The following is a 12,117-nucleotide window of genomic DNA, read 5'->3' on the forward strand; positions in this document are numbered from 1 at the left end:
GGCGGTTGCCGTCTGCGCCCGAGAATCCTCTCGCGGGGGACCCGTCCGCCGCGTACACTCGGCCGGGTAAACCGCAAAGGAGCTTTGCACGATGGATACGAAGTGGGTGGTGCTGGCGATTCTGGTCCTGCTGGTGGTCTGGGGGGTATGGACGTACAACCGGCTGGTCACGTCGCGCAACCGGTACAAGAACGCGTTTGCCCAGATCGATGTGCAGCTGACCCGGCGCTACGACCTGATCCCCAATCTGGTGAAGGTCGCCGAGCGCTACATGAGCCACGAGCGGGATACCCTGGAGGCGGTCATCCAGGCCCGGAATCAGGCCCAGCAGAGCCTGCAGGAGGTGGCCGGCGACCCGACCAACGCGGAGGCCGTGCGCAAGCTGTCCAGTTCGGAGCAGGGGCTGTCCGGCGCCCTCGGGCGGCTGTTCGCGCTGTCCGAGAGCTACCCGGATCTGAAGGCTAACCAGAACATGATGCAGCTGTCGGAGGAGCTCACCAGTACCGAGAACCGGGTCGCCTATGCCCGTCAGGCCTTCAATGACGCGGTCATGCAGTACAACATCCTGCGCGAGATGTTCCCGAACAGCCTGATTGCCAACAATCTGGGCTTCCGTCCGGCGCAGCTCCTGGAGATCGAGGATCCGCAGAAGCGCGAGGCGGTCGAGGTGAATTTCTCCTGATGGCCCGGGCGATATGAACTTCTTCGAGCATCAGGACCGGGCCCAGCGACGCACCCGCTGGTTGCTGTTCCTGTTCGGACTGGCGGTGCTGGCGATCGTGCTGGTGATGAACGCCATTGTGCTCGTGCTTTTCGGGCAGGCCGAGCCGGTGGCGGCGGGGGAACCCTGACTGACCCGGGAATTTCTGGCGCGCAACGTCGAGGTGATGGTCTGGACCAGCGTGCTGACGATCGGGCTGATCGGGGTCGGCAGCCTCTATCGCACCCTGGGGCTGCGCGATGGCGGCGGGGCCGTGGCCCGCGAGCTGGGTGGCACCCGGGTGGACGGCGATACCCGCGACCCGTTGCGGCGGCGCCTGATGAATGTGGTCGAGGAGATCGCGATTGCCTCCGGCGTGCCTGTGCCGGAGGTCTATGTGCTGGAGCAGGAGGCCGGTATCAACGCGTTTGCCGCGGGGTACTCGCCGGACGACGCGGCCATTGCCGTCACGCGCGGGGCCCTGGAACAGCTGGATCGCGACGAACTGCAGGGGGTGGTGGCGCACGAGTTCGGGCATGTCCTGAACGGCGATATGCGCCTGAATATCCGCCTGATGGGGATGTTGTTCGGGATCCTGGTGATGGCGCTCATCGGGCAGCGCGTGCTGCTGGCCATGCGCCTGTCGCGCAACAACCGCAACGCCGGGGGCATTGTTGCGGCGGGTCTGGCGTTGATGATGGTGGGATATATCGGGCTGTTTTTCGGGCGCTGGATTCGCGCCTCGGTCTCGCGCCAGCGGGAGTACCTGGCCGATGCCTCGGCGGTGCAGTTCACGCGTCAGCCGTCCGGCATTGCCGGTGCCCTGAAGAAGATCGGGGCCGGACACACTGCGTTGCGCGCCGATACCGAGGAGGTGGGGCACATGCTGTTCGCCTCCGGCGCCCTGGGCCAGATGTTCGCGACCCATCCGCCGCTGGTGCGGCGCATCCAGGCCATCGAGCCCGGGTTCCAGCCGGAAGAACTGGAGACCATCCGCGAACAGATGGAGCGGGATGCGCAAACCCGTCGCAGGGAACAGGAGGCGCAGGCCGAGGCGGAGGCGCGCGAGCGCGAACAGCCGCGCGAGTCGGGCAATATGCTGCTGAATCCGGAACGCCTGATGGAGAACATCGGGGATCCGGGCCTGGCACAGATCCTGGGCGCCGGACTGTTGGTCGCGGCGATGCCGGGACCACTGGAGCGCGCCGCGCATTCCGATGCCTGGGCCGTGGAGGTGCTGCTCTATCTACTGATCAGCGCCGACCCCGAGGTGCGGGATCACCAGTTGCTGCGGATCGCCGCGAAGCGGGGCGGAGAGAGCGAGTCGCGTGTGCGTACCTTGCTGGACGCTGCGCCGCACCTGCGGCCGGACCTGCGCATCCCGCTGCTGGAGATGAGCTTCCCGGCCGTGCGCCACCGTCCGTCGGAGGAGCGCCAGGCGCTGGAGGCGCTGATCGACGAACTGGTCCGGGCCGACGGCCGGGTGTCGGCCTTCGAATACGCCACCGGCCGGCTCCTGCGGCGCCAGCTGCGCGACCTCGATCAGCCGGCCCGCGCCCGCCCGGGTGGACGGGATCGGCTGGAACGCCACGAACGCCATGCGCGAAGTGTGCTGGCCGTGCTCGCCCATCACGGTCATCCGGAGGACTTCGAGGCCGCGCGCGAGGCGCTGCGGGCGGGCCATGTCGCCCTGGGCATCGCAGATCCGGCGAAAGACGTGTTGGATACGGCCCTGGAGGCCGCTGCGGACGCGGCGGCCTGGGCGGATGAGCTCGATCGCGCCCTGGAGGCGCTGGACGCACTGCGTCCGGCCGACAAGCAAAGGCTGGTCACGGCAATGCTCGCCACCATCACCCATGGCGGGCAGACGGTGATCGCCGAGGTCGAGCTCCTCCGGGCGATCGCGGCGTCCCTGCACGTGCCGTTGCCAGTCGCGGAGATGCCGGCCGCGGAAGCGGAGTAGGCCCCGCCGGGTTCGGGTGCGGCATCGTGGCACGCACGGTATGATGCGGCGGCTCCGGGGGCGTGGCGGAACTGGTAGACGCATCGGACTTAAAATCCGCTGGCCGCAAGGCCGTGCCGGTTCGATTCCGGCCGTCCCCACCAATCCCAGATTGTTTCGCTCGGCGGGCCCCTTGGCCTCGGTGCCGAGCGGGCAGTGGTCGCCGGGACGGCTGCCAGTCCGTCCCCGTCCGGGCGCTACCGCCTGCTCCATGCGGGGTGCCGGGTCTCCCGTGTGAGCGGGGCGTCAGCGGGGCATTTCCGGAGCCGTTTCGGTTTGCCCCCCGTTGGCGCATAGTAGAACCCTGTGCGCCCGCAAAAGACCCGGCATGAGCCCACCACCGGACACCTCGGAAGCTTCCGATGCCCAAATCGCCGCCCGTGACAGCGCTTCGTCGTCGCGGGCCCGCACCACCGAACCGTATGTGCGGGGCCCGATGGTGGCCGCGCTGTTCGCGGCGCTGCTGTTCGCCCTGCTTTTTCTGGCCATCGATCACGGCTGGAAGCAGCAGATGGCCGATCGTTATGAGCAGTCGCTCGCGACCGAGGCGAACAGCCTGCGCTCCCGCCTGGAGAGCGTGCTGAATGCGTCGGTACACGCCACCATCGGGCTGGCGGCCTACGCCTACGTCCATCCGGAGTTGAACGAGGAGGAGTTCGCCCGCGCCGCGGAACGACTTTACCGGGGGCAACCCGAGCTGATCCGGTCGCTGACGCTGGCACGCGGCGAGGTGCTGGAGCTGGTCTACCCACGGGCCGGTAACGAGGGCGCGATTGGGCTCAACCTGGCCGAGCATCCCCAGCAGTCCGCGTCCTTCCATCGCGTGCTGGAGAGCCGCGAGACCGTGGTCGCCGGGCCCTGGCCGCTGGCCCAGGGCGGCCGCGGGCTGCTGGTGCGGGCGCCGGTCCTGACCGAAGCTGAGGACGAGGACGTGTCGGGTGCCGCCAACCCGTGGAGCCTGTCGAGCATCGCGCTCGATTTCGACACCCTGCTGCGGCAGGCCGGGTTGGTACCCGGCTCGGAGCGCCTGAAGCTGGCCCTGCGCGGCCGCGACGGGACCGGTGCCGAGGGCGAGGTGTTCTACAACCCGGAGGCGCTCGACGTCGAATCGGCGCCATTACAGCTCGATGTGACGTTTGCCGGGGGGCAGTGGCGGCTGCTGGCAAAGCCGGTCCCCAGCCCGTCCGCCACGGCCCGCCCCGCCGCCTGGTGGGTCCTGGGCGCAGTGGGCCTGATGGCGGTCAGCGGATATACCTTCCGCATTGGGCAGGGGATGCGGCAGCGCCGCGAGGCTCTGAGCCGCTACCAGGCCCTGGTCAACCGCCTGGAGGACGCGACGCTGGTCGTGGCCGGGCGGCGCGTTCTGTGGGCCAACCCGGCCTTCGCGCGCATGACCGGGGTGTCGCCGAACCCCGGGCAGGCCTTGGCCACACTGGATGTGATCCACCCGGCGGATCGTCCGCGTCTGCCCCCCGATCTCGATTTCACCCGCGCCGCGGTGCCGGAGGAGCCCCGGGGGCGCGAGATCCGGGTGAAGGCCGCGGACGGGGATCAGCGTTTTCATCTGTTGCGCTGGGTGCCGATCGACTGGGACGGGCAGCGGGCCTGTCTGCTGAGCTTCGTCGACGTGCACGAGAATCGCATGCTGTTCAATGCCCTGAGCGAGGCGCGGGACCTCCAGGACGCCCTGTTCGAGGCCATGCCCGGCGATGCCCTGGTGATTGATGCGTCCGGGCTGGTGCGGCGGGTGTTCGGCGAGGCGCGCCATGGCCGCGACCCGCACACCACGGCCGTGGGGCATACCCTGGCCGAGTTGTTACCCCCCGAGGTGGCGGATCGGTTCTCCGATATCGTACAAAGGGCCCTGCGCGAGGGGGCGATGCAGGAACCCGAGTACCGTCTGCAGGCCAGTGCGTTCCACGCGCCCGAGCCGGGGGTGGCAGCGGACGAGACGCGCTGGTACGAGGCGCGGGTCCGACCGATTCACACGCCGTTCGAGGGTTCCGCGGCCGTGGTCTGGCATGCCCTGGACGTGACCGAGCGCAAGCAGCTGGAGGAACGCATGCAGGCGCTCGCGTGGGAGGACCCGTTGACCGGCACCGCGAACCGGGCCGCGCTGGACCGCGCGTTTCCCCGTCTGGCGGCCCGGGCCGACCGCAAGGAGGGTCAGCTGGCGCTGCTGTTCATCGACCTGGATCGCTTCAAGCCGGTGAACGATCAGTATGGCCACGCGGTGGGCGACGAGTTGCTGCGGCTGCTCGCCAGGCGTCTGGCCGGCAGCCTGCGCACGGATGACCTGCTGGTTCGCCTGGGCGGGGACGAGTTCATCGTATTGAGTGCCCCGCTGCACCACGCGGAGGAGGCAACGCGGCTGGTCGAGCGGCTGCAAGAGGCCTTCCGTGAGCCCTTTGAGCTGCACCCCGGGCATATGGATACGGTGGAGGTGAGCCTGTCATGCAGCATCGGCGTCGCCTTCTATCCGGGTGACGGACAGCGGCTCGCCGACCTGATGATGGCCGCGGATCATGCGATGTACCGGGTGAAGGCGGCGGGCCGCAACGATGTGGCCTACGCCTCGTCGGAGGCTCCCGGGGCCTGACCCGCGTGTCGGGCGGGATCCAGTCGCGCGGCGGTAGTGGTCTCCAGGGGTTCGATCAGGCCCAGCCAATGGTCGGCCAGCCACTCGGCGGCCAGGGGTGCGTACAGCAGGCCGCGTGAGCCATGCGCGAGGTTGAGCTGGACGCGGCCGCGCGCGTCCATTCGGCTGGGCCCGACCAGGGGCAGGCGATCGCGGACCACCGCCCGTTCGCCGGCCCAGTGGTCCAGGACCTGGGTGGCGGGATCGTCCAGGCCGGGCACCCAGGCCAGGTGGCGAAGGTTCGCCGCGTCGTCCGTAGCCAGGAGCGTGTCGGCCTGACGGATGCCGGGGCCTTGCGTGCGCCGGTAGGTCGCGCCGATCCATGCTGTTTGGTCGGGGGACGGGATGCAGTAGCCCTGTCCGGTGGCGACGAACCCGCCCCAGTCGGGCAGGGTGGCCGCCACTCGGGTCATCTGGCCGGTGACCGTCGAGACCGCCCCGTGTTCGGGGCTCAGGGGCGCCCCCTGACCGGCGCCATTGGCCAGCACGACGGCATCGAATGACTCCCGGCCGTACTCCGTCTCCAGTTGCACTGCGTCTTGGCCGGGAGTCAGGTGGATGTGCGTGACAGCCTCTGCGCGGGGCGCCGGCAGGGTGCCGGCAAGGGCACGACAAAGAGCGGCCATATCCACCGCCAGGCCCTCGGGGTAGTACAGATGCGGGGCGTCGGTGCATCCCGGGCCCGCCGGATCAAAGAGCACCCCGGTCGCTTCGCTGCCGGCCTTGAGCAGACGGGTCACCCGTTTCTTCCCGTGGGCGCTGATGCCGTGGAAGGCGACGCCGGAGGCCAGCCGCAATACTTCCCCCGTATGGGCCTCCAGTTCGTTGATCAGGGTCCGGGTCCTGCGCATCCCGGCCAGGGCCAGGCGGTTCAGGTCGGCATCGCGCGGGTGCAGGTTGGGCAGCAGTACGGCGGCCGGGTTGCCGGATGCACCGCCGGCGACTCCGGCGGGGTCGAACAGGGTGGTGCGGATGCCGCGACGTTCCAGCGCGTGCGCGCTGGCCAGCCCGGCCAGTCCGGCCCCGACGACGGCCACGTGGCGGGGCGCCCGCGGTGCCGACGGCGCCGGTTCGGCGGACGGCGCGCGGAGAGCCCCGGTCAGGCGCTCGCGCTTGCGTCCGTGGCCGTGGGCGCGCCGGACCGTAAATCCGACACCCTCCAGATCGCGCCGGACCTGGCCCGCGGCGGTGTAGGTGCCGAACGTGGCGCCGGGCGCGGACAGCCGGGCGATCTGGCGAAAAACGCCGGTGTTCCACAACGCGGGATTGCTGCGCGGCGCGAAGCCGTCCAGGAACCAGGCATCGATCCGGCCGCGCACGCCCGCAAGCATTGGCGCGGCGTCGCCCAGGCCCAGGGTCAGGGTGGCGCGCGCCCCGGGGAATTCGATCCGGTGCAGTCCCGGTACCGGGGGCGGGTACTGCGCGCGCAGGGCGCGGCTGTCGGCATCGTCGAGCCCGAGGTGTTGGTGCAGGGTGGCGAGGTCCTCCGGCGAAAGGGGGTGTGCCTCCAGGCTGAGCAGTGAGAGGAAGGCATCCGACGGGGCGTGCCGGCGCCATTGCTCCAGCGCCAGCAGCAGGTTCAGCCCGGTGCCGAAGCCGGTTTCACCGATCGCGAAGTGGCGGCAGCCGGAGAACCGCTCCGGCAGGCTGTTGGCCTCGAGGAAGACCTCTTGCGCTTCTGCGCGCGGCTGGCGCGATCCAAAATAGCCGTCGCCGTAGTCGACAGCAAAGGGCATGCCGTCGCGCCAGTCAAGACGCGCCCAGTCGAGCAGGGGAGACAAGGGAGAGGAGGCCACCACGCAATCAGGACCCCGGCGATGAACGCGAGGCGCCCACCGACGGGACCCTCGGATCAATCCCTCAACGGGTCAGCTCTTCGAACGAGGTGAAGGCGACCTGCTGGTTGCGCACCCCGTTGTCCAGCTGGGCCAGGAGGGTCTGGCTGATGGACTTGAAGCGGTCGAGTTCGTCGCCTTCCAGGGCATCGCTCTCCGGGAGCTCCACGCGCATCGGGTTCTGCGGCCGGTTGTTCACGTGGATCTCGTAATGCAGGTGGGGCCCGGTGCTGCGTCCGGTGTTGCCGGACAGGGCGATACGGTCACCGCGCTCCACGGTCTGCCCGGGGCGTACCAGCTGTCGCTGCAGATGCAGGTAGCGCGTGGAGTATCCCTGGCCGTGCTCGATGACGATGAAGCGCCCGGCGTAGGGGTGATTCTCCACGCGGGTCACGCGGCCGTCGGCCGGCGCGAGGATGGGCGTGCCCACCGGCATGGCGAAGTCCGTACCGTGGTGGGGGGCCACACGGCCGGTGACCGGATGGCGGCGGCGGGGATTGAAACTGGAACTGATGCGGTAATTGCCCGCAAACGGGCGACGATCGAATGGCGGCAGCAGGCTCTCGCCCTCGGGCGTGTAGAACCGGCCGTTGACGTTGCGGGCGGCGCGGATCTCGATGCGTTCGCCTTCGTAGTCGAAGGCGAGCAGGCGGAGGTTGTGCGGGGTGTCGTCGCCGACCAGCGTCTCCTGTTCCACCAGCAGGGTGAACTGGTCACCGGTACGGGCATGGGTACGCACGGGCAGGTAGCGGTCGAGCAGTACGGCCAGGGCGTTGGCCGCCCCCGGGGAGATATCCGCGCGTTCGCTCAGCGCGGACGCGATGTTCCCGTCGATCTCGGCGCTGATGATCAGATGGCTGACCTCGCGGCCATTCTCGACCTCGCCGCGTTCGAAGTCCCAGCCCTCGGACTCGCGGATCCACTCGTGCCCGCTGGCGCGGGAGGTCCACAGGCGCATGCGGGTCAGATAGCCCTCGTCGTCCACCTGCCATTCGATCTCCTGGCCGGGACGCACACGGTTCAGGATGGAGGCGTTCTCGTCGTCATCCAGCAGGCGGTAGAGCGTCGCGAGGGGGAGATCCCATTCGCGTTCCCAGAGTCCGGTCAGGCGCTCGCCATCCTTCAGCGTATGGCTGTGCCATTCGTCCTCGGCCGCGTCCGCCTCGGCGGCGGTATCGCCCTCACCGTCGAGGTCGAAGGTTTCGTAGGAGGTGGGCGCCTCCGCGTCCGGGTCGATGGGGTCGTCGTGGTAGCCGGTGCTCGGGTCGTCCAGCATGTCGGTGGCAAACGCGACGGTCTGCGCGCCCGCATCGAACGACGCCGACGGTGCCGGGCTGATCAACGCGCCTCCGGCCGGGTGGTCCGGGCGTGCGAGGGACAGCTTGGCGACGGGGAGCGGGTTGCCGGCACCGATCTGGAGCGGCTGGGAGGTCTCGGCGGGCTGGGAGGCGAGCAGGAGGCTGGTACCCACCAGGATGGCGAGTCCGGCGGTGCCCGCCAGAAAGAAATGCGATGTCTTTCTATTGTAACCCATATGGCCCTTGCCCCGGAGAGTTTCCGCTTTATACCACGTTTTTTCGGGCAATAAACACCGTCGGAAGCCGCTTTCCGGCGGTTTCGCCGGGGCTGGGCGTCAGGATCGGATTCCGACGCCGCGATTGAGCAGGATCAGTGCCACGGAGTAAAGGACGGCGATGAAGCCCGCGATGATGGCGAAGGACATGGCCACGGGGAAGTCGCTGTGGCCGAGACTGCCGTAGCGGAAGGCGTCCACCATGTACAGGATGGGGTTGAGCATCGACACGCCCTGCCAGAACTCCGGCAGCAGGCTGATTGAGTAGAACACCCCGCCCAGGTACGTCAGCGGCGTGAGCACGAAGGTCGGGACGATCGCGATATCGTCGAAGGTGCGGGCGAAGACACCATTGATCAGCCCGGCAAGGGCGAACAGGATCGACGTCATCAGCACGATGACCAGCATGACCGGGGCGTTGTGCACGCTGAGCGGACTGAAGAACAGCGACACCAGCAGGACGGCCACTCCCACCGCCAGGCCGCGGGCCACGCCGCCGAAGACGAAGCCGAGGATGATCACGCTGTTGGGGATCGGCGAGACCAGCAACTCCTCGATATGGCGCTGGAACTTGGAACCGAAGAAGGACGAAACCACATTGGAATAGCTGTTGGTGATCACGGCCAGCATGATCAGGCCGGGCACGATGAAGTCCATGTAGCGGTAGCCTTCCATCTCGCCGATTCGCTCGCCGATCAGGCCACCGAAGATGATGAAGTACAGGGCCGTGGTGATCACCGGCGGCAGCACCGTCTGCACCCAGATGCGGGCGAAGCGCAGCACCTCCTTGGTGACGATGGTGCGGAAGGCGGTCCAGTAGTGACGCAGGTGGGTGCTGCTCATGCCTGGTTCTCCGGCTGCTCGCTGGCGCCGCTGGCACCCGGCGTGAGGTGACTGGGGCTCTGGCCGTTGCGGGTCATGCGGATGAACAGTTCCTCCAGGCGGTTGGCCTTGTTGCGCATGCTCTGAACGCGGATTCCGGCCTGATCCAGGACCCGGAACAGATCGTTCAGGTGCTGGCCGCGGCGGATGTCGGCCTCCAGCGTGAGCTCGTCGACCTGGCGCAGGGCCACCGGCGCATCCTCGGGGAGGCCCGGCGGTGGTTCGCTGAGATCCAGGACCATGGTCTCCGTCTCGAGCTTGGCGAGGAGCTGCTTCATCGTGGTGTTCTCGATGATGCCGCCGTCATCGATGATCGCGATGTTGCGGCACAGCGTCTCCGCCTCCTCGAGATAGTGCGTGGTCAGGATGATGCTGCGTCCGTCGGTGTTGATACGGGTCAGGAAGTCCCACATGGAGCGGCGCAGTTCGATATCGACGCCGGCGGTGGGTTCGTCCAGGATCAGCAGCCGCGGTTCGTGCACGAGGGCGCGCGCAATCATCAGCCGGCGCTTCATGCCCCCGGACAGCGTACGCGCCATGTCCTTGCGCTTTTCCCACAGGCCCAGCTCGTTCAGGTAGTGCTCGCAGCGCTCCCAGGCCTCGCGCCGGGGGATGCCGTAGTAGCCCGCCTGGTTGACGACGATCTCGCCGATCGGCTCGAAGTTGTTGAAGTTGAACTCCTGCGGGACCAGCCCGATGGAGCGCTTGACCGCCTGCAGGTCGGTGTCCAGGTCGTGACCGAAGACCTTGACCGTGCCCGCGGTCTTGTTGATCAGCGAGGTGATGATCCCGATGGTGGTGGACTTGCCGGCCCCGTTGGGGCCCAGCAGGGCAAAGAAGCTGCCGGGCGCCACCTCGAGGTCGATCCCCTTGAGGGCCTCGAATCCGTTCTTGTAGGTCTTCTTGAGCCCGCGAATCTCCAGCGCTGGCGTCATCGTCACATCCTGTAGGGCCCCGGCACACGGAACCGTGCACCGGCTGAGTGGGTACGATCCCGGGGGATCGACAAGATGCGTATTATGGCCGTTTTGGATCGATTTCGAGGAAAGCCGCGTGGATTCTGTCTTTGTTGCGTCGTCCGAAACCGCTGTCCCGCTGATCCCGGTCAGCCGCGAGTCACTCCCGGTCCGCCTGGAGGCCGCGCCGGAGAGCTGGCGCAAGTGGGTCGAGGCCTCCGGCTTCGAGGCGGAGCCGGGCGCGATCCTGCGTATTCCCGACGCGGACGGCGGGCTGGCGGCAGTTCTGGCCGGGTTCGACGCCGAGACGCCGATCTGGATGCTGGCCGCGGCGGCGGAGACACTGGGCAGCGGCGACTATCGTCTGGAGACGGACTTTCTCAACGCCGACGTCCAGAACCTCGCCGCCATCGGCTGGGGCCTGGGGCGCTACCGCTTTGACCGCTACCGCGAACCGCAGGAACGCACGCCACGGCTGGTCTGGCCGGAAGACGCCGACCCGGCCCGGGTTCAGGCCTTTGTCGAATCGATCGGCCTGACCCGCGACCTGATCAACACCCCCGCCGCCGACATGATGCCGGCCAACCTGGCCCTGCAGGCCCGGGATCTGGCTGAGGCCTTCGGTTGCAGCCTGCATGTCGTGAGTGACAGCGACAAGCTGGAACAGGACTTCCCCTGCATCCACGCGGTGGGTGCGGCCAGTGACCACGGCGCGCGGGTGATCGAGCTGACCTGGGGGCCGCCGGATGCCCCGTCGCTGGTGCTGGTGGGCAAGGGCGTGTGCTTCGATTCGGGCGGGCTGAACCTGAAGCCCGGGAATTCCATGCGTCAGATGAAAAAGGACATGGGCGGGGCGGCCATCGCGCTGGGTCTGGCCCGCCTGATCATGGCGCAGGCGTTGCCTGTGCGCATGACCGTGCTGATCGGCGCGGTCGAGAATGCCATTGGTGCCGGGGCGTTCCGCCCGGGCGATGTCCTGACCGCGCGCAACGGCAAGCGCATCGAGATCGACAACACCGATGCCGAGGGGCGGCTGGTGCTGGCCGACCTGCTGGATCGGGCGGGATCGTTCCACCCCGACCTGCTGGTGGATTTCGCCACGCTGACCGGTGCCGCGCGCGTGGCCGTGGGGACCGAGATCAGCGCCTGTTTCACCGAGGACGAAGGCTGGGCCCGGGCGCTGGTCGAGCCGGCTCGGGAATGGGACGATCCGGTGTGCCAGTTGCCCCTGCATACCCCGTATCGCTACATGCTGGACAGCGACGTGGCCGACATCGTGAACAGTTCCAGCAGCGGTTACGCCGGTGCGATCACTGCGGGGCTCTTCCTGAAGGAATTCGTCCCCGAGGACACGACCTGGCTGCACTTCGACATCATGGCCTTCAACGATCGGGCTCGGCCGGGCCGGCCCAAGGGCGGCGAGGCGATGGGCCTGCGTGCCCTGTTCGCGGCGCTGGAGTCGCGGTACGGGCCGGCGGGTTAGGGGCATGGGCAGGGGAGGGAATTCCCCGGATCCCCTGCGTTCGCGGAG

At 68.4% G+C, this 12,117-nt stretch carries 7 protein-coding genes, 1 tRNA gene and 1 pseudogene; 5 read left to right on the forward strand and 4 right to left on the reverse strand.

Annotation, left to right across the window (positions count from 1 at the left end; all coding sequences use genetic code 11):
- The first annotated feature begins 91 nt into the window (after nt 1-91).
- The 4 genes and pseudogenes from F627_RS0105640 (at nt 92) to F627_RS0105655 (ending at nt 5,301) form a co-directional block, all read left to right on the forward strand.
- Nucleotides 92-682 carry a LemA family protein gene (locus F627_RS0105640; RefSeq protein ID WP_019583534.1) on the forward strand — a complete coding sequence of 197 codons (591 nt, stop codon included), beginning with the start codon at nt 92-94 and terminating at the stop codon, nt 680-682.
- A 13-nt stretch (nt 683-695) separates the two neighbouring features.
- Nucleotides 696-2,663 (forward strand): annotated as a pseudogene (locus tag F627_RS15570) (M48 family metallopeptidase).
- Between the two features lie 56 nt (nt 2,664-2,719).
- A tRNA-Leu gene (locus F627_RS0105650) sits at nt 2,720-2,806 on the forward strand.
- Nucleotides 2,807-3,138: 332 nt separating this feature from the next.
- Complete coding sequence (locus F627_RS0105655; protein ID WP_019583537.1) at nt 3,139-5,301, forward strand: diguanylate cyclase; 2,163 nt, start codon at nt 3,139-3,141, stop codon at nt 5,299-5,301.
- Here F627_RS0105655 and mnmD read toward each other — a convergent pair.
- The 4 genes from mnmD to F627_RS0105675 form a co-directional block, all read right to left on the reverse strand.
- Nucleotides 5,271-7,076 (reverse strand): tRNA (5-methylaminomethyl-2-thiouridine)(34)-methyltransferase MnmD, encoded by a 1,806-nt coding sequence (gene mnmD / locus F627_RS0105660; protein ID WP_019583538.1) that lies wholly within the window; start codon nt 7,074-7,076, stop codon nt 5,271-5,273. The two genes, F627_RS0105655 and mnmD, sit on opposite strands and share 31 nt — an antisense overlap.
- Before the next feature lie 124 nt (nt 7,077-7,200).
- Complete coding sequence (locus tag F627_RS0105665; protein WP_019583539.1) at nt 7,201-8,709, reverse strand: peptidoglycan DD-metalloendopeptidase family protein; 1,509 nt, start codon at nt 8,707-8,709, stop codon at nt 7,201-7,203.
- 99 nt (nt 8,710-8,808) lie between these two features.
- Entirely contained in the window at nt 8,809-9,591 is a 783-nt protein-coding gene (locus F627_RS0105670; RefSeq protein WP_018866346.1) for an ABC transporter permease, read from the reverse strand.
- Nucleotides 9,588-10,565 carry an ABC transporter ATP-binding protein gene (locus tag F627_RS0105675; protein ID WP_018875500.1) on the reverse strand — a complete coding sequence of 326 codons (978 nt, stop codon included), beginning with the start codon at nt 10,563-10,565 and terminating at the stop codon, nt 9,588-9,590. The genes F627_RS0105670 and F627_RS0105675 overlap by 4 nt, the downstream gene beginning before the upstream one ends.
- 118 nt (nt 10,566-10,683) lie before the next feature.
- On the opposite strand from F627_RS0105675, the gene F627_RS0105680 reads away from it, so the two are divergent.
- Nucleotides 10,684-12,069 (forward strand): M17 family metallopeptidase, encoded by a 1,386-nt coding sequence (locus tag F627_RS0105680; RefSeq protein WP_018875499.1) that lies wholly within the window; start codon nt 10,684-10,686, stop codon nt 12,067-12,069.
- The last annotated feature ends 48 nt before the right edge of the window (nt 12,070-12,117 follow it).

Origin of the sequence: Thioalkalivibrio sp. ALE16 (assembly GCF_000381305.1) — a bacterium.
Classification (GTDB): domain Bacteria; phylum Pseudomonadota; class Gammaproteobacteria; order Ectothiorhodospirales; family Ectothiorhodospiraceae; genus Thioalkalivibrio.